Raw genomic sequence first — 23447 nt, forward strand, 5'->3', positions numbered from 1 at the left:
AAGCATCGGTGAGATTGCCGTGAAACATTGCTAGGGCAAGCTGTAGGGTTCCAGCCTTTTTCGAAAATGCTTGATGAAGTCCTGCAGAAGGAGAGATCTGGGATGATATTTTGGGCAAAGAATGTCGAGACGGAACGGGATTTGTGGTTCGAACGGACGGGTGATCAAACCATTTCCCACATATTCGGCGGCATCAATAGAACTGACAACCGCAGCCCCGGTTCCATGTTTGGCCAGAAGACATGCTGTGGCAAACTGACGGACTTCAACCCGCGAAACAAGTTCCGCACCAGCCTCATCGAAGGCCGCTTTCAACTGGTGAAAGAAACGATTGCTGCGATCCTGAACAATCATCGGCATTCCGCTTAAATCAGCTGCTGAAATGGATTTTTGTGATGCCAGCGGATGTTGCGGTGAGAGTGCGCAGACTGTTCGGATATCCACTGACTCGTGCAAAACCGCGCTATGCCCCTCAAATTCGTCGGCGACACCAATATCAAACTGTTGTGCAGCAATCCATTCCCGAACTCTCTTTGACGAGCGGGTCTGAATTGTCAGTGTCACGTCTTGTCTGTCCCGCAAAAACTCAGCCATCACCAAAGGCATGAGGGAGGTTGCAAAACCTGGGAGACAGGCGATCCGCAAATGTCCTGCTTTCTGGTTTCGAATATCGTCAGACAATTGTGTAATATGTTCAAGATTTACAATCGCCTGCTCGACTTCTCCTAACAAGAAATTCGCTTCATAGGTCGGATGTAGCCGACCCTGCCGCCGCTCGAAGAGCGGGATTCCCATGCCTTCTTCGAGACTTGAAATCAGCCGACTCACTGCTGGCTGAGAAATATTCAGCATATTTGCGGCCGCTGTGACGCCACCGGTAATCATCACAGCACGAAAAGCTTCCAATTGTCGCAGGCGAATCATAAATTTTCTTCTGTCCGAATGTAGGTATCCATAACATCATGTTATTTATACATTCACATTTGTTATGACAAGCGAAGAAAAATGAACCTCAAACCGCCAGAACGGTATTTTGTCATTAAACGGTCATTGATGAGAGGATAAATCCTTTTATTGTTAACGGAGGGAGGATGGTTGTCTCCGTTAACTAAATAAAGATTCTGGAATTGAATTCCTCAAATTCAGGCTATCAACCAATAGGGAAGAACAATGTCTATAATGAAGAAATTCATCGCGCCAGCAGTGCTGGCCACACTGGCAGGAAGCACAGCACTCGCTTCTGCTGCAACAGAAATTCAGTGGTGGCACGCTATGGGCGGTGCCAACGGTGAACGCGTCAACAAAATTGCTGACGATTTCAACAAAACTCAATCAGAATTCAAAGTTGTACCGACCTTTAAAGGGAACTACACCGAAACAATGACGGCTTCTATCGCTGCGTTCCGCGCGAAAAAACAGCCGCATATCGTGCAGGTTTTTGAAGTCGGTACTGCAACCATGATGGCCGCAAAAGGCGCCATTTATCCGGTTGAACAGGTTATGAAAGATGGCGGCGAGAAGTTTGATAAGTCAGACTATCTGCCAGCTGTGATCAGTTACTATCAGACATCTGGTGGTGAACTGCTGTCCATGCCGTTCAACAGTTCTACACCTGTTTTGTGGTATAACAAAGACGCGTTCAAAAAAGCCGGTATTTCGAAAGTACCTGCAACCTGGACAGAAATGAAAGACGCTTCTGATAAGCTTCGCGGAGCGGGCTATAAGTGCGGTTTCTCTTTTGGTTGGCAGTCATGGGTCATGATTGAAAACTTTAGCGCATGGCATAACCTGCCAATGGGCACAAAGGAAAATGGTTTCGCCGGTATTGATACCACTTTCACTTTCAACAACGATTCCGTTAAAAAACATTTCAACAACCTAGCGTCCTGGACCAAAGACGGCACGTTCGTTTATGGCGGTCGCCGCGGTGACAGCTTGCCACTTTTCATCAACCAGGAATGTGGCATGTGGATGAACTCCTCAGCCTATTATGGTTCTATCAAAAAGCAGGCCAAGTTTGAGTTCGGTCAGTCCATGCTGCCTCATTACGAGGATGTGATTGCAAAACCACAAAACTCAATCATTGGCGGCGCAACTCTTTGGGTTCTTAAAGGTCGTGACAAAGGCGATTACAAAGGTGTTGCACAGTTCATGACATATTTGTCTTCTCCTGAAGTGCAGGCATGGTGGCATCAGGGAACAGGGTATGTTCCGATCACAAATGCGGCTTATGAACTGTCCAAGAAACAGGGTTTCTACGACTCCAACCCTGGTACAGACACAGCTATTAAACAGCTTAGCCTGAATACACCAACGCCAGCGTCACGCGGTATTCGTTTCGGTAATTTCGTACAGGTAAGGGATATCATTAACGAAGAAATGGAAGCCATCTGGTCAGGTGATAAATCAGCGGATGAGGGTATTGACGCCGCTGTTGAGCGCGGAAATAAACTTCTTCGTAAGTTTGAAAAAGCGAACAAGTAGTTTCCTCCCGGAAGTATCTGTCGCGCGAGAGATCGCGCGGCAGATTTTTGCATATATCAGGTAATCCCATATGTTGAAACGTGTGCATTTCAGGCCATCCGTGCTGCCCTATCTGCTAGTGGCACCACAGATTCTGATCACCATAATATTTTTTATCTGGCCCGCTAGTCAGGCCTTATACCAGTCATTGATTGTAGAGGATGCCTTCGGATTGAGTTCGGAATTCGTCTGGTTTCAGAATTTTGAAGAACTATTCGAAGATCCACATTATTGGGGATCGTTTCAAAGAACTTTTGTTTTCTCATTTCTTGTCGCCAGTGTTTCGATGGGAAGTTCCCTTATTCTGGCTGTTATGGCTGACCGCGTTATCAAAGGCTCCGGCGTTTATCGGACGCTGTTGATCTGGCCTTATGCTGTCGCCCCTGCAGCGGCTGGCGCACTGTGGTTTTTCATTTTTGATCCAACCATCGGTATCGTGCCTTATGCCTTGCAATTCATAGAATATAACTGGAACCATAAATTGAACGGCAACGAAGCCATGGCGCTTGTGATCCTCGCATCAGCGTGGAAACAGATTGCGTACAACTTCTTGTTTTTCCTCGCCGGTTTGCAGTCCATTCCAAAATCGCTGATCGAAGCCGCAGCCATTGATGGGGCGGGACCGGTCAGGCGTTTCTGGACAATTATTTTTCCATTATTATCGCCAACGACGTTCTTCCTGTTGGTCATCAACGTGGTTTACGCTTTCTTTGAAACCTTCGGTATCATTGACGCGGTAACCTCGGGCGGACCGTCCAACGCGACGAATATATTGGTGTATAAAGTGTATAATGACGGCTTTGTCGGGCTTGATTTGGGCGGCTCTGCTGCTCAGTCAGTGATCCTCATGTGCATCGTCGTTGGTTTGACTGTTATTCAGTTCCGGTTCGTTGAGAAGAAGGTGTCTTACTGATGATTGAAAACAGACCTCTTCTAACTGTTGTGTCTCACCTGATCCTGATCTTCGGGGTCGTTATGGTGGCCTTTCCACTCTGGATCACTTTTGTTGCGGCAACCCATGACGAAATCAGGATGACGCAATTACCGTTGCCCTTGCTGCCGGGTAGTCACTTTTTTGAAAATCTGGACATTGCTCTAAATAAGGGTTTGTGGGGCGGAGACGGTTCTGGCGTCGGCTATATGCTGGTCAATAGCTTCATCATGGCCTTTATGATCGCAGCGGGTAAAATTGCCATCTCGATTATTTCCGCATTTGCCATCGTCTATTTTCGTTTTCCTTTCCGGATGGCGTTTTTCTGGATGATTTTCATCACCCTGATGCTCCCTGTAGAGGTCCGCATTTTGCCAACCTTCGAAGTGGTTGCGAATTTGGGGATGCTGAACAATTATTGGGGACTAACGGTTCCCCTTATCGCGTCGGCTACGGCAACCTTCATGTTCCGTCAGGTGTTTCTGACGGTTCCTGATGAGCTACTGGAGGCGGCCCGAATTGACGGCGCCGGACCGCTCCGGTTCTTCAAGGATATTTTGCTTCCGATGTCGCAGACCAATATTGCGGCCCTGTTTGTCATCCTGTTCATTTTTGGCTGGAACCAATATCTTTGGCCTCTGCTGGTTACAACAGATCAGGATATGTACACCATCGTTATGCAGATCGGGAAAATGCTTGAAGGCGGTGAAGAAGCCCCTCAATGGCATATCACTATGATGACAGCTTTGTTGTCGGTACTCCCGCCTGTCGCGATTGTAATTTTTATGCAGCGGCTTTTTGTTCAAGGCCTGACTGAAACCGAAAAGTAAGAAGTGAAGGTAAGAAATGGCAAGTGTAAAACTTGATAATCTCCAGAAGACTTATCCCAATGGTTTCAAGGCCATTCATGGCGTGGATGTCGATATCAAAGATGGAGAATTCCTCGTCCTGGTAGGACCGTCTGGTTGTGGTAAATCCACTTTGCTTAGGATGATAGCCGGGTTGGAAAGTATCACCGAAGGTGAATTGAAGATTGGTGACCGCATGGTCAATAATCTGGAACCTTCCCAGCGTGATATCGCGATGGTGTTCCAGAATTATGCGCTTTATCCGCATATGACTGTGTATAACAACATGGCCTACGGTTTGAAAATCATGGGTCTTCCCAAGTCTGAAATCGACGAGCGGGTCCGTAATGCCGCGAATATTCTGGAGCTGACAGATGAGCAGCTTACCAGAAAACCACGTCAGTTAAGTGGTGGTCAGCGGCAACGCGTGGCCATGGGGCGTGCCATTGTTCGTAAGCCCAGCGTGTTTCTGTTCGATGAACCTTTGTCTAACCTCGATGCTAAATTGCGGGTGCAGATGCGTATCGAGATCAAACGTCTTCAGGAAAATCTGGGCATCACAAGTGTCTATGTGACGCATGATCAGGTGGAAGCGATGACACTGGGCCATCGATTGATGGTCCTGAACGGGGGAAATGTAGAACAACTTGGGACGCCCATTGAATTATACGAGCGTCCTGCTTCTTTGTTCGTTGCCGGTTTTATTGGCTCTCCTGCCATGAATATGATGACCAAGACAATGAGTAAAGATGGTCAGTCCATTATGATTACGGATCAGATCACACTGCCATTGGGCGGTACTGGTTTGCCCGACCGGGCAGGGCAGAAAGTCGTACTCGGTGTGCGGCCTGAGCATCTGGAACTTGCCGAAGGTCACGTGGATAGCTTTCCATTAACGGTGACCCTTGTTGAGCATCTTGGCGCAGATACCTTGATCCATGGTCATATCGGGGATGATCAAACGGATATGACGGTCCGGATGAGCGGTATTCAGCAGGTCAAATCAGGCGATATTCTGCCTGTTGTTATTACCCGCGATCATATTCACCTCTTTGATCCTGCGACTGAAAAGCGGATCGATCTTTAATCCAGTGCCGTTTAAGCCGGGGAGAGGCCTAGTCTATGGGCCATTTCCCGGCAAACGGTTTTTTTAGTGCTCGGGCGACAAAATCCAGTCGGTCCTGACCATAAAACATATCATTTCCGACGATATAGGCGGGAGATCCGAAAAGTCCCAGATCGATCGCTTCTTTTGTGTTTTTCTCATACGTGTTTTTAACGCTTTGTGTCTCTACAGCTAAAAACAGAGGCTCTGGATCTATATCCACAGTTTGACAGATTTTTCGCAGATCTTCAGGTGACGCAACGTCTGCATCATCAACCCAGTGGGCGCGTAGCATTTCTTCGGATAGACGGTTAATATCCTGATCGGTCTGATCCGCAGCGATCAACAAGCGGTTCGCCAAGTGAATTTCATTGGCATGATGCGTTGGAATTTTCGACATCACAGGAATTTCTCTATATTCCGCCCACCGGCTTATCTCCCGATTAAAGAAATAGTCGATATGCGCCTTGCTACGGTTAGTCATGGGCATGGATCCAGATGCAGGCATTACGACCCGCAAGTCCATAGGTTTATGAACAATCGTTGCACCGGCTTCTTTCGCGATACGATAGAGTTCCGCCGCGCCGAGATAGGCGTAGGCAGAATGGGCCGCGTAATAATAATCAATATGCATGTTTATTTACTCAAAGTTCGTGAAACAGCATCCTTCCAACCGGCATAGGAAAGATCCCGTTGGTCGTCTGCCATATCTGGTGTAAAGCGGCTTTCCAGTTTCCACAACTTCGAAAATGCCTCGGGTTCCGGGTAAAAGCCGACGTGAAGCCCAGCAAGATAAGCCGCGCCGAGGGCTGTTGTCTCAAGAACAGACGGGCGATCCACGGGCGCTCCCAATAGATCGGCCAGACGTTGCATTGTCCAACTGGAAGAAACCATCCCACCATCAACTCTCAAAACAGTTTCAAGATCTTCCCCTGCATCTGCTTTCATGGCCTCCAGCAGGTCGCGCGTTTGATAACAAACTGCCTCCAGCGCAGCCTTGCAAAGTTCAGACGGGCCGGTTGCCCGGGTTAAGCCGTATATCGCACCGCGGCATTCAGCATCCCAGTAGGGTGCGCCAAGCCCGACGAAAGCCGGAACCATGATAACATTTTGTTCTGGGTCAGCCTGATCTGCAAGGGTACCGGACTGAGAGGCTTCTTCGATAATACCCAGCCCGTCCCGCAACCATTGTACGGCAGATCCTGCAACAAAAATGGAGCCTTCCAGAGCATAGGTTGGTTGCCCGTTCAGTTGGTAGGCAATGGTGGTTAGCATTTTGTTTTTTGACAATACGGGTTTGTCACCGGTATTCAAAAGGGCAAAACAGCCGGTTCCATAGGTCGATTTCATCATGCCGGGTTTAAAACAAGCCTGTCCAACGACAGCAGCTTGCTGGTCACCCGCAATTCCTGCGATTTTTGTCGTCCCGCCAAAAATGTCGGGGTCCAGATCGCCAAAGTCGTCGGAGCTATTTTTGACTTCGGGCAGCAACGAGCGCGGGATGTTTAGAATGTCCAGCAGTTCTGATGACCATTCGCCTTTGTGAATGTCGTAGATCAAGGTTCGGCTTGCATTTGTTGCATCCGTCGCATGGACTTTCCCTCCTGTCAGTTTCCAAAGAAGAAAACTGTCAACGGTCCCGAAAGCAAGTTTTCCGGCCTCTGCTGCCGCGCGGGCACCATCCACATTGTCCAAAATCCACGCAATTTTTGTCCCGGAAAAATAAGGGTCGAGCAAAAGACCGGTTTTTTCCTTAAAAACAGCCTCATGTCCCGCGTCTTTTAAGGACTGGCAAAAAGAGGCCGTTCTGCGATCCTGCCAGACAATAGCATTGTAGATCGCTTCGCCCGTTTCGCGGTCCCACAAAACCGTTGTTTCGCGTTGATTGGTAATCCCGATTGCGGCAATGTCCGAGATGCTTGCATTGCCTTGCTTCAACGCTGATTTACAGGTCGCGATTGTGCTTTCCCATATGTCCACTGGATCATGTTCCACCCATCCGGAGCGAGGAAAATGTTGGGGAAATTCCTGCTGGCCAATAGCGGTGATCTTGGTGGACTGTTCAAACAAAATGGCGCGTGATGAGGTTGTACCCTGATCAATGGCCAGAACATATCGGGACATAGTATCGCTTCCTTCCCTGTGGGGCGTTTTTCATTGCCCCAAATTTAACAGAAAGGGTTCTTTAAATGAAACAAAATGAAAAGAGAATGAATATGCTGACCTTCGAAAGGTCAGATTAGAGAATTTCAGGGGGTGTGCCGGGGAAGGCTGGTTTTGTCGGTTACTTTAACGATGACATCATGCTCGTCGCACAGGTTCTTCAGTTTTCGCGGAAGTGGTTGATCTGTCACAATGAAGTCCATCTGGGATAAATGTCCGATGCGAACCGGGGCAGAGCGTTCAAGTTTCATGCTATCCGCGACCAAAATCGTTTGCCGGGCATTTTCAATAATCGCCTGCGCAACTTTTACTTCCCTGTAATCATAATCCAGTAATGATCCGTCTTCATCAATAGCGGACGTTCCGATTACAGCATAATCCACTTTAAATTGTTTAATGAAGTCGACGGTTGCTTCGCCGACGACACCGCCATCGGTTGGCCTGACAACCCCGCCGGCGACGATAACTTCAAAATTCGGCGTCCCGGATAAAAGGTTTACAACATTGATATTGTTCGTGATCGCCAGCATTCCTTCGCGCCCTCGCAAGGCAATGGCGACCTGTTCTGTGGTCGTGCCGATATTGATCAGCAAAGTGCAATTATCGGGAATGAGCGAGGCGGCAAGCACACCAATCCGCCGTTTTTCCTCAACAGCCAATAATCTGCGGGCTTCATATTCGAAGTTTTTGACGCCGGACGATAAAACAGCGCCGCCATGGACCCTTTGAAGAAGGTCCTGATCCCCCAATTCGTTCAGATCTTTACGAATGGTTTGCGGGGATACTTTAAAGAGCTCGGCTAGTTCTTCAACACCAACCCGACCATCCTGTCGCAGCATATTCATGATATCTGTTTGTCGTGGGCTGATGATATCCATGCGCTGCGTTTCCTTATCAATTCTATTTTAGTTAATGTTAGGGGAAATTACTAAAAGGTTCAATAGGTTGGGATTAAATTTCGCAATTTGCCAAACGAGAGAAATCTGAAGTTTTTGACGACCTAAAAGGGAGTTTGTATGATGGGTTTCATGAACTCGAATAATAAATTCATTTGCCTTGTTTAAAGGCCTCTCAACTGAAAAAGAAAGATAATAACCATGCGTACTCGTAAGATCGCAGAATTTGACGTCTCTAGAATTGGCTTTGGGTGCATGAGTCTCTCGTACGGATATGCACCTTGCCCGGAAGAGAACTATGCCATCAGACTGCTGAATGAGGCGCTGGACAACGGTTATACTTTTATGGATACAGCGGCGCTTTATGGTTTTGGCGAGAATGAGAAGCTGGTGAATAAGGCCATCGGGCACCGCCGGGATGAATTTTTTCTGGCCAGTAAATGCGGCTTGCGGAGAAACAATGAAGGGGTCCGTGAAATCAATGGACGTCCTGAAGTGCTAAAAGAAACCTGCGATCAATCTCTTTCCCGTCTGGGCGTTGATGTCATTGATCTTTATTATCTCCACCGTCCTGATCCAAATGTCGAGATTGAAGAAAGCATGGGGGCATTGGCAGATTTGGTGAAGGAAGGAAAGATCCGGACAGTTGGTTTGTCAGAGATGTCAGCAGAGACTATTTTACGGGCACATGCGGTTCATCCTGTCGCAGCGGTTCAGACAGAATATTCTCTTTGGACGAGAAATCCCGAGATCGCAGTATTGCAAGCCTGTAAAGATATTGGCGCGGCGTTTGTAGCCTTTGGGCCTGTGGGCCGAAAATTCCTGACGGGCAAATTACAAGATGTTCACGCGTTGCCAGACGAAGATATGCGAAAAACCATGCCACGTTTTCAGGATGGTGTTTACGAGAAGAACCTGGAGCTGTTGGAAGAGTTTGCCAATCTTGCAGAAGAGAGCAACTGTTCGATGGCTCAATTGGCGCTTGCCTGGCTTTTGGCCAAAGAGGAGCATATCATTCCAATTCCGGGAACGTCTTCTATTGAGCATATGATTGAGAATACCGGGGCTGACGAGGTGGGTGTGAGCGATGATGTAATGAACTGTCTGGAAAAGCTGATTAACCAGGATACTGTCATAGGCGAACGCTACGATGCGCGCGCCCAAAAATCGGTAACCACAGAGCAGTTCTAGAAAAAAGGCGGCGACCGTTCGCCGCCTTTTCTTTAACCAAGGGATTTAGGTGCCGATTACACCCCCTCCTTGTTTACGGACGACAACAACCGACGGTCGGGGAGGGATGCTGGGCTTAAAGTCCGGCCAACGTGTTGCGGGATCTTCAAAGGTTGAATTTCTTTCAAATCCCGGAAAGGCTTTCGCACCATCTGCTGCGGGATGCTGGACAGCAAGAAACAAGGCACTATCGTCGCTTGAGAAACAAGGTCCGCACATTTCCGCGCCGATTGGGACCCGGAAAAACATCTTTCCAGTTCCTCTTTGAGGCCCTTCAGTTTCCAAAGCCCAAATACCATCAGCGGTCCCCGTTTTCGGCCAATTTGATCCTTGGTCAGTTGCAATCCAAAGGCGTCCCTTGCCATCCACAGCGGCATTATCCGGGGAGCCAAACCACCCGTTTTCAGATGTTGCCTTATTAAAAACGGCACCTTGATCGGGCTTGGTTGGGTCGCCGCCCTGAACCAGAATATTCCAGGTCCCGGCCGAGGCAGCATGATCATTGTTTTCCGGGCTGATTTCGACAATATGACCAAACGGGTTTTTCGTTCGCGGATTGGCGGCATCAACCGGATGCTTGCTACCGCGATGTTTGTTATTTGTCAGGCAAACATACACTTTATTGGTTTTGGCATTTGGTTGAACATCTTCCGGGCGATCCATTTTCGTCGCGCCGAGCAGATCCCCGGCTTTGCGGGCGAAAACCAGAACCTCCGCCTGATTGTTGAAGCCATTGTCCGCCGTGAGCGGCCCTTCACCATGGACCAGCGGTAACCAGTGAACTGTTCCATCGGCATCGAAGCGTGCAACAAAAAGTGTCCCTTCATCCAGCAAATTCATGTTTGCTGCACGATTGACTGGGTCATACTTCCCTTTAGAAACAAATTTATACAGATAGTCTCCCCGTTCATCATCGCCGGAATAGACGGTTATCCGTCCGTCTTTGTTCAGGATTGTTTCGGCACCTTCATGTTTAAAGCGTCCCATGGCGGTACGTTTTTTCGGTGGCGAGGTCGGGTCCATGGGGTCGACTTCTACGATCCAGCCAAAGCGGTGAATTTCGTTCGGTTCTTTGGCAATATCAAACCGATCATAATAGGCGCCCCAGTTATACCACTGACCCGGTGCTCCATAGCGTTTCAGCATATCGGCATTGGGGTGGCTGCTAACGGCGTCCTTGTTCCAAAAATAGCCATTAAAGTTTTCTTCGGCCATCAGGTAGGTGCCCCATGGCGTGATGCCGCCTGCACAATTGTTCAGGGTACCAAAGACCTGTTTACCGGTTGGATCTGCCTTGGTTTTAACGAAAGTACTGCCCGCAACCGGACCGCTTAATACCATTTCGGTTGTTGCTGTAATCCGGCGATTAAAGTGTGATCCGATTACGGCTTTCCATTTGCCAGCTTCTTTTCTGATCTCAACAATACTGCCGCCATGTGCGGCCATTTCAACATCGACAATTTCCTGGGTCATGCCCGCATATTTCGCTTTGTCCTGACGGCCAAGGCCCGGGAACATAAGCTCTTCATTCGTATATTCGTGATTAACACATAACAACGCACGATCGTTTGAGCTGCCTAAGGGGATAAAACCGATGAAATCATTATTATAACCAAACTGCTTTTCTTGGGCGGCTTTGCTTTGGTTCATCGGATCAAACTGTGGTGCGTCTTTGAATAATGGATCGCCCCACCGCAGTAGAATGTCTGCATCGTAACCCTTTGCAACATGATGTTTTTCATCCACACCGTGCTGGATTTCTTCAAATTTAAAATGTGTCAGTGCTTCGGCAGAGGCGGGCGCCGCTGAAATCGCGGTCCCAAGAATGCCGGTCGTGCTACTGAGCGCCGTTACTGCAAGCATCCCCTTCAGGGCATCCCGTCGGCCCAATCGTTTATTGACAACATCGCCAAAGGTCGTATTTGCTGAAGGGTTGTTTAGGGTGTCTTCGGCCACTTCCATTTTATAAGCGCGCGTTTGTTTGAACACAGTTTGCTCAGACATTAGATTTTTCCTTATATGTTATTCGAATTTAGAGGACAGCGCCCCTGCGATCAACATTAGGAAAAGGCTGTTTCAGTTAGATGACGACAGCTTAAACGCATCAGCAAGAAGCTCGTATGAACGGCGTCGGGCTTTAACATCATGGGTGATGGTTACAATCACAGCCTCATTGACCTGATAGGTTGCCAACAGAGACGAAAGCCGCTCTTTTACCTGTTCAGGCGTACCAACAATATGACGCCGGGCATGATAACGTCTTCGGGTTTCTTCAGCCTCGCTATACTGGTAGGACAGCGCTTCCTCGACCGTTGGAACGGGTCCGATGCTACCTGTATCGAGACGGGTGCGCCAAAGATCACGGCTGGAGGCAAGCTTGATTGCCTCTTCTTCTGTATCCGCACAAATGACAAATATGCCTATGTTGGCGTCAGCTTCACTGTAAAGCGCCGAAGGCGAGAACTGGCGCCGATATAAGGACATGATTTCGGGACCGTTTTCATCTGTGATGAAATGAGCGAATGAGAAAGGGGTTCCGAAATGCGCCGCCAATTGCGCTGACTGGTCACTGCTTCCGAGCATCCAAAGCTCAGGCGGCGCGGCGGGTATAGGGGTGGCGTGCACTGCTTGTAGCGGATGTTCTTTGTCTACACTGTCCTGAAGGAACGCCATTAAATCATGGACCTGTGTCGGGTATTCTCGTGGTCCTCTTGGTTGATTGCCGTAGGATAATGCATGCGCTGTAATCTGGTCGCTTCCCGGCGCTCGACCTATTCCAAGATCGATCCGTCCTGGATGAAGGCTTTCCAGTATATTGAAAATTTCCGCGATCTTGTACGGAGAATAGTGTGACAGCATTACGCCGCCTGACCCAATCCGCATCCGTTTTGTTTGCGCGGCCAAATGAGCGATCAGAATTTCAGGGGCAGATCCTGTGAGACCTGTAGAGTTGTGGTGTTCGGCGACCCAGTAACGATGATATCCGAGCCTGTCCGTTAATTTTGCAAGCTCGACGGTTTCTGCCAAGGCTTCTTTAGCCGTGAAACCTGCCCGTACCGGAGACTGATCGAGGACTGAAAGGCGAATTTTTTTCATGATGCTTTTCTTCTTTTATGGGCGCCGCTCATACCATCGAACGAGGGCCCGCCTGTGTCAAGGCCAGCCTGTATATTGCTGTCATCAAATGTTCATCCGGTTGAAAATAAAATGACCATTAGCGGCCTTAAGTTCCTGAAAGATCGGATTGCCCCACAGGAGAGGTTTCATGGATCCAAGAACTGTTTCGAACTTAACAATTGGCCTGGCGACGACACGCGAAGAAATTATTCGTGCCCAAGAATTGAGATATCGGGTTTTCTATCAAGATATGGGGGCAAGTCCGTCTGCATCGATCACGGTACTGGGCCGGGATTACGATGCATTCGATGATGTTTGCGACCATCTTGTTGTTATTGATAAGGCCAGGTCTTGGCCGGGGCGAACCTGTGTTGTTGGAACCTATCGAATGCTTCGAAAATCCGTGGCGATCAGGCACGGCGGTTTTTATTCAGAAAACGAGTTCAACTTAGGTAAGCTGGATCATTATCCGGGGGAAATGGTGGAACTGGGACGGTCATGTGTGGATCCTCAGTATCGCGGGAAGGCGATCATGCAGCTTTTGTGGCAGGGGATAGCAGAGTACATCGCGGCGCATGATATTTCTCTTCTGTTTGGCTGCGCCAGCTTTCCGGGGACCGATTTGAGCCAGATGTCATCAGCGCTTTCTTTTCTGCATTATAAAAACCGGGCGCCGGTGGACTGGAGGCCGAAGGCTTGCGGGCCTGGCTATGTTGCGATGGATATTCTGGAGGAAGAGCAGATTGACTTCAGGACAGCGATGCGGGAAATGCCGGCCCTGATAAAAGGCTATCTGCGTGTTGGGGGTGTCATCGGTGACGGTGCTGTTAAGGACAACGCTTTCAATACAACGGATGTCTGTTTACTCGTCGAAACCTCGAATATTACGGCTAAGTATCAACGCCATTTCCTTGAGAATAAAGTGTCAGAGAGAATGCAGCTTACTGCCTGAGGAATGCTTGACATGTTTTAGTCTTGGCTGCGAGCGGGGAATTCCCCTATTATTTGGAAAACATATAATTAGGGGAATATGCATGCGGCGAATTTTTGGGCTGGCGATCGTTGTTTTTGGAATATCAACAATGGCTCTGCCAGCGATGGCTGAAGTGGGTTTAAAGGCTTTTGAGGGTGTCTGGGAGGGAACAGCAATCTCTGAAAGTAACACGAGTTTGAATTTTGCCCTGACAAGTCGGGATATGGATGTTGAAATCCGTCCAACTGCGGATCGTGGTTTTATGATCAACTGGCGCACCTTGTTGCGTCAAGACGGAGAGCCCGGGAAACCTGATGAGGTTGTTAGAGAAACCAAGCGTCAATATGTGCCAACAGAGAATAAGAAAATCTGGCATGCGACTGGAAAATCCGATTTGCTGTCCGGAGATACGGTTTCGTGGGCCGTGCTGAAAGGCCAGAAGCTAACGATTTATTCTGTAGCGATGAATAAATCCGGTGGATACGATATGCTGGTTTATGATCGGACCCTGACGGGGCTTGGCATGAAGCTGGAGTTCAAGGCTTTGCGGAATGGCAACCTGCGACGAACTGCAAGCGGTACCTTGATCCGTAGCGGAAAATAGGCCTACCATTCTCCAATACCAGGAGAAATGTTTCTGCTGTTCTGTGAAGTATTGCTAGGCTGGGCGGGTGGTGGCGCCGCGCGATGGGCGCAGTTCTTCCGGTCGCATAATCGACAGGTGATGCCAACGGGCATTACTGTTCTGGGGGCGGAAAGGACCATCCCGTCAGAATAGACCAGTCGTTGTGCCTGAGAGATATCGCAGCCAATACTGATGGCGTAATGGCGCTTTGGGTGGGCATAACCAAGACTGGGTTTTGTAACCGTTCTCGCAATTGAAAAGAACCGCTGTCCGTCTGGCAGCTCTGATATCTGTGTTGCAATATGCCCCGGGGTCAGAAGGCAATGGTGGACGACCCATCGCGGGCAGGCACTTCCATATCTTGGGATGCGCAAACCGGATGCGCTGAATTTCTTGGAAATATTCCCTGCGATATCTGTTCGTATCAGGTGAAAAGGAATGCCGCTTTGCTCTGGCCGTTGTAGTGTTGTGAGGCGATGGCAGATCTGTTCGTAGCTTGCGCCGAATTGCTGCTGTAACAGTTCGATGTCGTACCGATTGTTTTCAGCGGCGTTGTAAAAATCCTCATAGGGAAACAGGCAGGCCCCAGCAAAGTAATTCGCGAGCGCATCAAGGCCTTTCCCGCGGGCGCTTGTATTATTAAGGGGCGATTTTGAAAGAAGCGCGTCGAACACATCGGAGTAATTCAGTTTTCCAATCATAAGCGCCAGATGAAAACGGATCGTGGATGGTGGTAGTGCACGGGAAATTAAAAGAGTGTTTTGCTCTTCATTGAAAAGTGTTGTCTCCTGCGCCTGCTCATTTTTAGACGTATAGCGAATTTCAATGCCATGATGCTCAATAATATAGTGGCTTAAATCGTTTACTTCGAGGGCTTCGTCTTTAGGGAAAAATTGGCGGGCACGTGTCGCGGCCTGTTCGATTTCTTCGAAATAATTGTTCTTCGCCTGAATGTAATCCATGACGGCATCAGAGGGCGAGGGGTTTAGTTCTTTTCCCGCTAGATGAGAGCCGCCCATAAACCCCAACATTTCGTTTACAGTATCGGCGAGGTTGCCACTGTCTTTCAAGATGATGTCGAGAAATTCCTGCCGTTGTTCCAACTGCATGTCGTTATTGTCGTGAATGATCTCTGACAAAGTGACGATGGAGGTGACAAGGGTTCTTAGTCGAAAAGAAGAATCTGCCAGCACAGAATCCTGTGACAACCGTTCCTGCAAATACTGTAAGTCATTTTGCGTTGCCTTATAGGCTTTATAAAGATCGACAAGTTGCGTGCATAACTCTGGAAATTCGGTGGCAACCGTACCTAATTCAGTATTTTCATAATTGGTTTCAGAGAAGAGCGGGTCCTGGAGAACTTCGGTCAGGTCGGCGGTCAGCTGATTGTCGCGTTGAGCCGCAAAAATCAGGGGGTCAACTTTCAGAATTTGGCTAATTCTAAGGAGGAGAGGCACCGTCAGGTCGCGCCGTTCATGCTCAATCAAATTGAGGTAGCTGGCAGAAATGCCGAGTTCAGATGCAAGCTCCATCTGTGAAATTTTCCGGTCTTTTCGGAGCTTTCGGATGCGCGATCCGATATACGGTGTTTTTGCCATAAAATTTACATCAATTTACAAATTTACAAAATTAATTTTTCAATATTGACACAAAAATTGCTTACAATCCAATGTTTTATTGGAAAATCTAATGGTCATGTGAAATTTTTACTTTGCTTTAATTAAATCTAATGCCGTGTCCTCGTTAACAGGGGGGAGAAAGCGGTCAATGAAGTGGTGGAGGAAACACATGACTAAAGACAATCGACTAGATTTTTCTCGGCGTGGATTGCTGAAGACCGGTGCAGCGACGGGTCTGATTGCAGCAACTCCTGCGTTTTTCATGCGAGATGCATGGGCAGAGGAGTTCCGCAACAATCCAGGGTCAGCCGGTGAAATCAAGCTTGGCTTTAACGTCCCGCAAACGGGCCCCTATTCTGAAGAAGGTAAAGACGAACTTCGTGCCTTTCAGTTGGCGGTAAAGCATCTGAACGGTGAGGGCGACGGTGGCATGCTGAACACCTTCAAGCCTTCAATGCTTAAAGGAAACGGTGTTCTAGGCAAAAAAGTAACTTATGCTACGGGTGATACACAGACGAAATCAGACGCCGCGCGTGCGTCTGCAAAACGGATGATTGAGAAGGATAAAGTTCTCATGATTTCCGGTGGCTCCTCTTCCGGTGTGGCGGTTGCGGTTCAGTCTCTTTGCCAGGAAGAAGGCGTTATCTTCATGGCCGGCCTTACTCACTCAAATGATACAACGGGTAAAGACAAGCGCCGCTATGGCTTCCGTCACTTCTTTAACGCTTATATGTCCGGTCGTGCCTTGGGTCCCGTGCTGAAGAAAGAATATGGTACCGAACGCCGGGCGTACCACCTGACAGCTGATTATACCTGGGGCTGGACACAAGAAGAATCCATGAAAAACACAACTGAAGAACTCGGTTGGCAAACAGTGAATACCGTCAAAACCCCAGTGGGTGCCGGCGATTTCTCGCAGTATATTACGCCAGTTCTGAACTCCGGTGCAGATGTGTTGATCCTCAACCACTATGGTAAGGATATGATCAACTCTCTGACGCAGGCAGTTCAATTCGGTCTGCGGGACAAGCAGGTTAATGGTAAGAATTTTGAAATTGTTGTACCGCTTTTCTCACGTCTGATGGCACAGGGTGCTGGCGATGCCATTAAAGGTATTCTTGGCTCTGCAAACTGGAACTGGTCTTTGCAGGATGAAGGATCTCAGGCGTTTGTGAAATCTTTTGGTGCTGAATATGGTACGCCTCCGTCAATGGCGGCGCACACCTGTTATGTGCAGACTCTTCTTTATGCCAATGCCTGTGAAATGGCGGGTACTTTCTATCCACCAGAAGTGATTAAGTCTCTCGAAGGCTTTAAGTTCGATGGAACCGGAAACGGTCCGACAGAATATCGTGCTGAAGACCATCAGTGCTTTAAAGATGTTCTGGTGGTGCGAGGCAACGACAATCCGACAAGTCAGTTCGACCTGCTGGAAGTGGTTGAACAAACCCCTCGCGCGCAAGTGGAATACGACTGGAAGATCTTTGGTGGTGAACTCGGTCCATACAAAGTCTGACAGTAACTTGAAGGCGGGCTGCTGGTTTTTGACCGTGGTCCGCCCTTTTTTAGAGAAAATATTGGGCCGATTATCGGCCCAATCCCCTCAAAATCCATTTCCAAAGGTACGATGTGATGGATGCCATATTTCTGCAAGTTTTGAACGGTCTTGATAAAGGTGCTGCCTACGCGTTGATTGCACTTGGTTTGACACTTGTTTTCGGTACTTTGGGTATCGTAAATTTCGCCCATGGCGCGCTCTTTATGCTTGGCGCTTTTTGCGCAGTTTCTTTCAATAAGATTCTAACAATTTCCACGAAAGTGGAAGATAAAGGCGTTACCCTTTTTAAGGCATTCAAAGAAAAGCCCTATCTTGAAATCTGGTTCCCTGATGCAGGGCCGGTTTTGTTAGATTTCGCGGTCCCCCTTTCCATATTAATGGCCATACCGGTGATGTTGCTGATTGGTTATGCGATGGAACGCGGGTTGATCAAGCATTTCTATAAACGACCTCACGCTGAACAGATTCTTGTCACCTTCGGCCTGGCCATTGTCATACAGGAAGTCATTAAGGCTTATTTCGGCGCAAATCCCATTCCTCAATCCGCCCCGGAAGTTCTATCAGGAAGCGCCGCTATTGGCAGCTGGATTGGATTGGGCGACAGTGTTGTCTATCCGTGGTGGCGTCTGGTGTATCTGCTGTTTTCCGGAGGTATTATTTTTGCCGTCTTTGCGTTCTTACAATTCACTACCTACGGCATGGTCGTTCGGGCCGGGATGCGCGACCGGGAAACGGTTGGACTGCTCGGTATCAATATTGAACGGCGCTTTACAATTGTTTTTGCCATCGCGACCGTCGTCGCTGGTTTGGCGGGCGTAATGTATACACCTGTCCTGCCTCCTGATTATCACATGGGTATGGACTTTCTTGTTCTTTCTTTTGTCGTTGTTGTTGTTGGGGGCATGGGATCCCTGGGCGGCGCCGTTATGGCAGGCTTCCTTCTTGGAATTGTGCAGTCATTCGCGTCTATGACGGAAGTCAAAGAAATCCTGCCTGGAATTGATCAGATCGTCATTTATCTGGTTGCTGTAATTATTTTGCTCACGATGCCACGCGGCTTGTTGGGTCGTACTGGTGTGATGGATGACTAAAATGAAACTCTTTCAAATGAACGACCTTACCCGACTGCTTTTATTTGCGGCTGTAATTCTGACAATGCCGATATGGCTGGCACCCCTCGGGGGCGCGTATCCTGATCTGCTTCAGAAGTTTGCAATTTACGGCATTTTTGCGATCGGCTTTAACATCCTTTTTGGCCTGACCGGCTATCTGTCTTTCGGTCATGCCGCCTTTTTGGGTGTCGGGTCTTATGCTGCGGTCTGGTCCTTTAAACTTTTCACCATGAACGCTATTCCTGCCGTATTTTTTGGCGTTATTTTTGCCGGGTTACTGGCCCTTATTATAGGGTTCCTGAGCCTGCGCCGGTCCGGGATCTATTTCTCCATCCTGACTTTGGCGTTTGCCCAGATGTCTTATAATCTGGCCTATTCCGTTCTCACGCCCATTACAAATGGGGAAACGGGATTACAATTAAGCCAGCAGGATCCCCGAATAATCGATAATCTTTTCACAGAAGCATCAGCTGGATTACCCTCAACGACACTCTTTGGGATTAAGATGAGTGGCTATCCCGGGTTCTACTTCTGCGCCGCTTTGCTGATATTGTGTTTCTTTATTTCATTGCGGATTTTCAGGTCTCCGTTTGGTTTGATGTTGAAGGGCATTAAATCCAACCAGAACCGGATGCGGTATACGGGGCTGAATACCCGCCCTTATATGCTGACAGCCTTTGTAATTTCGGGCATGTATGCCGGGCTTGCAGGGTCTCTTCTGGCGGTTACGGATCCGTTGGCGGGTGCGGAACGTATGCAATGGACCGCATCTGGTGAAGTGGTTCTTATGACAATTCTGGGGGGCGTTGGAACTCTGGTTGGTCCAATGCTGGGCGCCGGGTTGATCAAGTATTTCGAAAATATCTTCTCAGGTTTTGATAACAACGTTCTTTTTGATGCCTTTTCTTTTCTTCCGGATGCGGTCGCTGAATTTATCGTTCCGATTGTCGGACTTTTTGTTGGTGGCGGTTGGCATCTCACATTGGGCTTATTGTTTGTCATTATTGTTATTTTCCTCCCGGGCGGCATCGTCGAAGGGGTTCAAAAGCTGGTGGATTTGATCCGCAAGCGACGGGAGCCTGTGAATAACAACATGTCCCCACAAGATCAGCCTGGTGAGTAAGGAGTTTTACAATGGATAATCTTGTCCTTCATTTGGATAATATTCAAAAAAGTTTTGGCGGGCTGAAAGCACTGTCGGATGTCAATCTGGCGGTTGAAGAGGGAACAACCCACGCTATCATTGGTCCCAACGGCGCTGGAAAATCAACCTTGTTGAACGTTTGTGTCGGGCGACTCAAGCCTGATATGGGGCATGTCACGTTTGATGGTCAGGAGTTGACCGGACGCGAGCCGCACGAGATCGCGCAGATCGGGGTTGCCAGGGTGTTTCAGACGCCGGAAATTTTTCCGGAAATGACTTTGCTTGAAAATGTGATGCTACCGGCTTTTTCCAAAAGAGACGGCGCGTTCAAGTTCAATGCATACACAAAGCTGACGTCTCAGGGTGAGATCAGGGATGAGGCTGAAAGCATTCTTGAAGATGTGGGCCTTGAAGGTCAGATGATGAGCGAAGCCGGTTCTTTGTCCCGGGGTGATAAGCGGCGGTTGGAGCTGGGAATGTGTTTGATTTTACGGCCACGCCTGCTGTTGCTGGATGAGCCGACAGCAGGAATGTCCCGCCATGATACAAACCGGACTATTGATCTGCTGAAGAAAATCAAAAGCCGGGGGATGACCAAGGTTATTATCGAGCACGATATGCATGTTGTGTTTAGTCTTGCTGATAAAGTCAGTGTTTTGGCGAGAGGACAGATCATTGCAGGCGGTTCTCCTGAAGAAGTCCGCGAAGATAACAAAGTAAAAGAAGCATATCTTGGAGGGGCGCACTAATGACTGAGAATTCTGCATTTTTCAGTGTTCGGGACATTCACGCTTACTATGGCGAGTCCTATATTGTGCAAGGCGTTTCTTTCGATGTGGAAGAAGGCGAAATCGTCGCGCTTCTTGGCCGAAATGGGGCTGGGAAAACATCAACTTTGCGCGCTTTGGCGCGTGTGGATGATCCTGTTTTGACAAAGGGCGAGATTTATCTGGAAGGGAAGTCCGTCCACGATATGAAAGCTTATCAAGCAGCGCAGGCGGGCATTCAGCTTGTTCCGGAAGATCGCCGTATCATTGGCGGACTGACTGTGGAAGAAAACCTTCTTTTGTCACAGGTTTCTGAGCCACGCGGGTGGGAAATTGAAAAAATATACGATCATTTTCCCCGTCTGGGTGAACGCCGCAATCAGGACGCGACCACAATGTCAGGCGGCGAACAACAAATGCTGGCCGTTGCTCGTGCGCTTGCCCGGGATATTAAAATCCTGTTTCTGGATGAGCCTTATGAAGGATTGGCGCCGGTTATTGTAAAAGAAATCGAGAATATTTTGATGGAAGTGCGGAAACTCGGCATTACAACAATCATTGTAGAACAGAACGCTGTTGCGGCGCTGCAGCTTGCTGATAAGGCACTCATTTTGGATATGGGAAAAATCGCGTTTCGGGGAACGGCTCAGGAAGTGCTGGACGATCAGGCACTGCGTCACGAATATCTGGCGATTTAGTCATACTTTTGTCTGGAATATTCTAATGATTTGCCTTTTAGGCAAATATTTGATTTGCAGCATTTGACAAAGGGTTGCGAATTGTTTGGAATATAGGCCGCGAATAAAAATTCATATGTTGTGGTGGGAGGAAACTACCACATATCCACAGGGAAAGAATACGATGTCTACGAAAGAACTTTACCCGGTTCCAGCTGATCTCGCTTCCTCCTCCTGGATTGATAACGCCGGATATGAGGCCATGTATAAGGCCTCCATTGAAAATCCGGAAGCATTCTGGGCAGAGCATGGCAAGCGCGTTGATTGGATAAAACCTTATACGGAGGTCAAAGATGTTTCTTTTGACAAGGAAGATCTTCATATCAAATGGTTTTATGACGGTACATTAAACGTTAGTGCCAATTGTATTGACCGTCATTTGGCAACGAAAGGCGACCAGACAGCCATTATCTGGGAAGGTGACGAGCCGACTGACGACACCAAGCTGACCTATCGCGAATTACACGAACAGGTTTGCCGCTTTTCAAATGTGTTAAAAGCGCAGGGCGTGAAAAAAGGGGACCGTGTCACAATTTATATGCCGATGATCGTCGAGGCGGCAATTGCGATGCTTGCCTGTACACGGATTGGTGCAGTTCATTCAGTTGTTTTTGGCGGATTTTCACCTGACGCGCTTGCCGGGCGTATTCGGGACTGCGAGTCAAATTGCATCATTACCGCGGATGAAGGCGTGCGCGGCGGAAAAATTGTGCCGCTAAAAGTGAACACAGACAAGGCGTTGGAAAATTGCCCTGATTGCAATACTTCGATTGTTGTAAAACGGACAGGCAACCCGGTCAATTGGGTTGAGGGACGCGATGTGTGGTATCACGAGGCGATGGCGGCGGCGTCTGCGGATTGTCCTCCTGAGGAAATGAACGCGGAAGACCCGTTGTTCATTCTTTATACGTCTGGTTCTACCGGGCAACCCAAAGGCGTCATGCATACAACAGGGGGCTATATTGTTTATGCATCGATGACCCATCAATATGTTTTTGATTATCATGATGGCGATGTCTACTGGTGTACGGCGGATGTTGGCTGGGTGACTGGCCATAGCTATATCCTTTACGGACCTTTGGCTAACGGTGCAACAACGTTAATGTTTGAAGGGGTGCCCAATTACCCAACCGTCTCTCGGTTTTGGGAAGTGTGCGACAAGCATCAGGTCAATATTTTCTATACGGCCCCAACCGCAATTCGCGCGTTGATGCAGTCAGGGGACGATCCGGTCAAGGCAACGTCTCGTTCGTCAATCCGGCTTTTGGGATCTGTTGGTGAACCCATTAATCCGGAAGCCTGGCGCTGGTATTACGAGGTTGTTGGGGAAAGCCGATGTCCGGTTGTTGATACATGGTGGCAAACAGAAACAGGCGGTATTCTGATTACACCGCTGCCCGGGGCGACTGATTTGAAACCCGGGTCCGCAACACGGCCGTTCTTTGGTGTTGATCCTTTGATGGTTGACAATGATGGCAAAGAACTTGAAGGAGAATGCGAAGGTGTTCTTTGTATCCGGGATAGTTGGCCTGGTCAGATGCGCACGGTTTACGGTGATCATGAGCGTTTTTATCAGACCTACTTTGCGACATTCCCGGGGCGGTATTTCTCCGGTGATGGGGCTCGCCGCGACAAAGACGGATATTACTGGATTACCGGGCGCGTGGACGATGTGATCAATGTTTCAGGTCACAGAATGGGAACCGCTGAAGTGGAAAGTGCGCTGGTAGCCCATCCGAAAATCTCTGAAGCTGCTGTAGTTGGTTATCCTCATGATATCAAGGGACAGGGTATTTATGCTTATGTCACTCTCAATCTGGGGCAGGAACCAACGGAGGAACTGCGAAAAGAACTGGTCAAGTGGGTCCGTACGGAAATAGGGCCGATCGCGGCGCCCGATCTTATCCAATGGGCCCCGGGGTTACCCAAAACCAGATCCGGAAAGATCATGCGGCGGATCCTAAGAAAAGTTGCTGAAAATGAATTCGGGAACTTGGGTGATACCTCCACATTGGCGGATCCGAGTGTCGTTGATGATTTGATCGATAATCGGATGAACAAGTAGGGCACTGCCCCCTTTTGTATCTGAAATATCTGAG

Annotated in this window: 20 protein-coding genes; 13 read left to right on the forward strand and 7 right to left on the reverse strand. The window is 48.6% G+C overall.

What is annotated here, in order from left to right; translation table 11 throughout:
* Positions 1–30: 30 nt before the first annotated feature.
* Positions 31–924, reverse strand: a complete 894-nt coding sequence (locus tag OIR97_RS04740) for a LysR substrate-binding domain-containing protein (protein ID WP_169544447.1) — start codon at positions 922–924, stop codon at positions 31–33.
* A gap of 246 nt (positions 925–1170) precedes the next feature.
* Here OIR97_RS04740 and ugpB point away from each other — a divergent pair, with 246 nt between their 5' ends.
* From ugpB to OIR97_RS04760, 4 genes are all read left to right on the forward strand, one after another.
* Positions 1171–2484: a sn-glycerol-3-phosphate ABC transporter substrate-binding protein UgpB gene (gene ugpB, locus OIR97_RS04745; protein ID WP_181017888.1), complete on the forward strand. Its 1314-nt coding sequence runs from the start codon at positions 1171–1173 to the stop codon at positions 2482–2484.
* 70 nt (positions 2485–2554) lie between these two features.
* A complete protein-coding gene (gene ugpA, locus OIR97_RS04750) occupies positions 2555–3436 on the forward strand; it encodes a sn-glycerol-3-phosphate ABC transporter permease UgpA (RefSeq protein ID WP_169544448.1) in 882 nt (293 codons plus the stop codon).
* Entirely contained in the window at positions 3436–4284 is an 849-nt protein-coding gene (gene ugpE / locus OIR97_RS04755) for a sn-glycerol-3-phosphate ABC transporter permease UgpE (RefSeq protein ID WP_169544449.1), read from the forward strand. Before ugpA ends, ugpE begins: the two co-directional genes overlap by 1 nt.
* Positions 4285–4300: 16 nt before the next feature.
* Positions 4301–5389, forward strand: coding sequence for a sn-glycerol-3-phosphate import ATP-binding protein UgpC (locus OIR97_RS04760; protein ID WP_169544450.1), 1089 nt, complete (start codon positions 4301–4303; stop codon positions 5387–5389).
* Positions 5390–5417: 28 nt separating this feature from the next.
* Here the strand turns inward: OIR97_RS04760 and OIR97_RS04765 are convergent, their stop codons facing one another.
* The 3 genes from OIR97_RS04765 to OIR97_RS04775 all read right to left on the reverse strand — a co-directional run bounded on the left by OIR97_RS04765 (position 5418) and on the right by OIR97_RS04775 (position 8448).
* Positions 5418–6041, reverse strand: coding sequence for a 2-hydroxychromene-2-carboxylate isomerase (locus OIR97_RS04765; protein ID WP_169544451.1), 624 nt, complete (start codon positions 6039–6041; stop codon positions 5418–5420).
* Between the two features lie 2 nt (positions 6042–6043).
* Positions 6044–7531 (reverse strand): glycerol kinase GlpK, encoded by a 1488-nt coding sequence (gene glpK, locus OIR97_RS04770; protein WP_169544452.1) that lies wholly within the window; start codon positions 7529–7531, stop codon positions 6044–6046.
* 125 nt (positions 7532–7656) lie between these two features.
* Entirely contained in the window at positions 7657–8448 is a 792-nt protein-coding gene (locus OIR97_RS04775; protein ID WP_169544453.1) for a DeoR/GlpR family DNA-binding transcription regulator, read from the reverse strand.
* A 219-nt stretch (positions 8449–8667) separates the two neighbouring features.
* On the opposite strand from OIR97_RS04775, the gene OIR97_RS04780 reads away from it, so the two are divergent.
* Positions 8668–9657: an aldo/keto reductase gene (locus OIR97_RS04780; RefSeq protein WP_169544454.1), complete on the forward strand. Its 990-nt coding sequence runs from the start codon at positions 8668–8670 to the stop codon at positions 9655–9657.
* 45 nt (positions 9658–9702) lie between these two features.
* Here the strand turns inward: OIR97_RS04780 and OIR97_RS04785 are convergent, their stop codons facing one another.
* Both OIR97_RS04785 and OIR97_RS04790 read right to left on the reverse strand, forming a co-directional pair.
* Positions 9703–11700 carry a PhoX family protein gene (locus OIR97_RS04785; RefSeq protein WP_169544455.1) on the reverse strand — a complete coding sequence of 666 codons (1998 nt, stop codon included), beginning with the start codon at positions 11698–11700 and terminating at the stop codon, positions 9703–9705.
* A gap of 72 nt (positions 11701–11772) precedes the next feature.
* A complete protein-coding gene (locus OIR97_RS04790; RefSeq protein WP_169544456.1) occupies positions 11773–12792 on the reverse strand; it encodes an LLM class flavin-dependent oxidoreductase in 1020 nt (339 codons plus the stop codon).
* A gap of 169 nt (positions 12793–12961) precedes the next feature.
* Here OIR97_RS04790 and OIR97_RS04795 point away from each other — a divergent pair, with 169 nt between their 5' ends.
* Both OIR97_RS04795 and OIR97_RS04800 read left to right on the forward strand, forming a co-directional pair.
* On the forward strand, positions 12962–13765 hold the full coding sequence (locus tag OIR97_RS04795) for a GNAT family N-acetyltransferase (protein ID WP_169544457.1): 804 nt from the start codon (positions 12962–12964) through the stop codon (positions 13763–13765).
* Positions 13766–13847: 82 nt separating this feature from the next.
* The gene (locus OIR97_RS04800; RefSeq protein WP_169544458.1) at positions 13848–14390 is read left to right on the forward strand and encodes a hypothetical protein; all 543 of its coding nucleotides are present in this window, start codon (positions 13848–13850) and stop codon (positions 14388–14390) included.
* 2 nt (positions 14391–14392) lie between these two features.
* Here OIR97_RS04800 and OIR97_RS04805 read toward each other — a convergent pair whose 3' ends face one another.
* Positions 14393–16009 (reverse strand): helix-turn-helix domain-containing protein, encoded by a 1617-nt coding sequence (locus tag OIR97_RS04805; protein ID WP_169544459.1) that lies wholly within the window; start codon positions 16007–16009, stop codon positions 14393–14395.
* Between the two features lie 190 nt (positions 16010–16199).
* Between OIR97_RS04805 and OIR97_RS04810 the strand changes: the two genes are divergently transcribed.
* From OIR97_RS04810 to acs, 6 genes are all read left to right on the forward strand, one after another.
* The gene (locus tag OIR97_RS04810) at positions 16200–17546 is read left to right on the forward strand and encodes a substrate-binding protein (RefSeq protein WP_181017889.1); all 1347 of its coding nucleotides are present in this window, start codon (positions 16200–16202) and stop codon (positions 17544–17546) included.
* 116 nt (positions 17547–17662) lie between these two features.
* Positions 17663–18679, forward strand: coding sequence for a branched-chain amino acid ABC transporter permease (locus tag OIR97_RS04815; RefSeq protein ID WP_169544460.1), 1017 nt, complete (start codon positions 17663–17665; stop codon positions 18677–18679).
* Positions 18672–19823 carry a branched-chain amino acid ABC transporter permease gene (locus OIR97_RS04820; RefSeq protein WP_407696665.1) on the forward strand — a complete coding sequence of 384 codons (1152 nt, stop codon included), beginning with the start codon at positions 18672–18674 and terminating at the stop codon, positions 19821–19823. The genes OIR97_RS04815 and OIR97_RS04820 overlap by 8 nt, the downstream gene beginning before the upstream one ends.
* Before the next feature lie 11 nt (positions 19824–19834).
* Positions 19835–20593, forward strand: a complete 759-nt coding sequence (locus OIR97_RS04825; RefSeq protein ID WP_169544462.1) for an ABC transporter ATP-binding protein — start codon at positions 19835–19837, stop codon at positions 20591–20593.
* A complete protein-coding gene (locus OIR97_RS04830) occupies positions 20593–21309 on the forward strand; it encodes an ABC transporter ATP-binding protein (RefSeq protein WP_169544463.1) in 717 nt (238 codons plus the stop codon). The genes OIR97_RS04825 and OIR97_RS04830 overlap by 1 nt, the downstream gene beginning before the upstream one ends.
* 163 nt (positions 21310–21472) lie before the next feature.
* Positions 21473–23413 (forward strand): acetate--CoA ligase, encoded by a 1941-nt coding sequence (gene acs, locus OIR97_RS04835; protein ID WP_169544464.1) that lies wholly within the window; start codon positions 21473–21475, stop codon positions 23411–23413.
* Positions 23414–23447: the final 34 nt, after the last annotated feature.

It is taken from the genome of Sneathiella aquimaris (assembly GCF_026409565.1).
GTDB classification, from domain to species: domain Bacteria; phylum Pseudomonadota; class Alphaproteobacteria; order Sneathiellales; family Sneathiellaceae; genus Sneathiella; species Sneathiella aquimaris.

What these genes read in the sequence shown, in the direction of transcription:
- OIR97_RS04775 (WP_169544453.1), bottom strand. Translation starts at nt 8,448, where the DNA reads ATGGATATCATCAGCCCACGACAAACAGATATCATGAATATGCTGCGA.
- OIR97_RS04815 (WP_169544460.1), top strand. Translation starts at nt 17,663, where the DNA reads ATGGATGCCATATTTCTGCAAGTTTTGAACGGTCTTGATAAAGGTGCT.
- OIR97_RS04805 (WP_169544459.1), bottom strand. Translation starts at nt 16,009, where the DNA reads ATGGCAAAAACACCGTATATCGGATCGCGCATCCGAAAGCTCCGAAAA.
- glpK (WP_169544452.1), bottom strand. Translation starts at nt 7,531, where the DNA reads ATGTCCCGATATGTTCTGGCCATTGATCAGGGTACAACCTCATCACGC.
- OIR97_RS04780 (WP_169544454.1), top strand. Translation starts at nt 8,668, where the DNA reads ATGCGTACTCGTAAGATCGCAGAATTTGACGTCTCTAGAATTGGCTTT.
- OIR97_RS04760 (WP_169544450.1), top strand. Translation starts at nt 4,301, where the DNA reads ATGGCAAGTGTAAAACTTGATAATCTCCAGAAGACTTATCCCAATGGT.
- OIR97_RS04785 (WP_169544455.1), bottom strand. Translation starts at nt 11,700, where the DNA reads ATGTCTGAGCAAACTGTGTTCAAACAAACGCGCGCTTATAAAATGGAA.
- ugpB (WP_181017888.1), top strand. Translation starts at nt 1,171, where the DNA reads ATGTCTATAATGAAGAAATTCATCGCGCCAGCAGTGCTGGCCACACTG.
- OIR97_RS04740 (WP_169544447.1), bottom strand. Translation starts at nt 924, where the DNA reads ATGATTCGCCTGCGACAATTGGAAGCTTTTCGTGCTGTGATGATTACC.
- ugpE (WP_169544449.1), top strand. Translation starts at nt 3,436, where the DNA reads ATGATTGAAAACAGACCTCTTCTAACTGTTGTGTCTCACCTGATCCTG.
- OIR97_RS04795 (WP_169544457.1), top strand. Translation starts at nt 12,962, where the DNA reads ATGGATCCAAGAACTGTTTCGAACTTAACAATTGGCCTGGCGACGACA.
- ugpA (WP_169544448.1), top strand. Translation starts at nt 2,555, where the DNA reads ATGTTGAAACGTGTGCATTTCAGGCCATCCGTGCTGCCCTATCTGCTA.
- OIR97_RS04825 (WP_169544462.1), top strand. Translation starts at nt 19,835, where the DNA reads ATGGATAATCTTGTCCTTCATTTGGATAATATTCAAAAAAGTTTTGGC.
- OIR97_RS04810 (WP_181017889.1), top strand. Translation starts at nt 16,200, where the DNA reads ATGACTAAAGACAATCGACTAGATTTTTCTCGGCGTGGATTGCTGAAG.
- OIR97_RS04790 (WP_169544456.1), bottom strand. Translation starts at nt 12,792, where the DNA reads ATGAAAAAAATTCGCCTTTCAGTCCTCGATCAGTCTCCGGTACGGGCA.
- OIR97_RS04765 (WP_169544451.1), bottom strand. Translation starts at nt 6,041, where the DNA reads ATGCATATTGATTATTATTACGCGGCCCATTCTGCCTACGCCTATCTC.
- OIR97_RS04820 (WP_407696665.1), top strand. Translation starts at nt 18,672, where the DNA reads ATGACTAAAATGAAACTCTTTCAAATGAACGACCTTACCCGACTGCTT.
- OIR97_RS04800 (WP_169544458.1), top strand. Translation starts at nt 13,848, where the DNA reads ATGCGGCGAATTTTTGGGCTGGCGATCGTTGTTTTTGGAATATCAACA.
- acs (WP_169544464.1), top strand. Translation starts at nt 21,473, where the DNA reads ATGTCTACGAAAGAACTTTACCCGGTTCCAGCTGATCTCGCTTCCTCC.
- OIR97_RS04830 (WP_169544463.1), top strand. Translation starts at nt 20,593, where the DNA reads ATGACTGAGAATTCTGCATTTTTCAGTGTTCGGGACATTCACGCTTAC.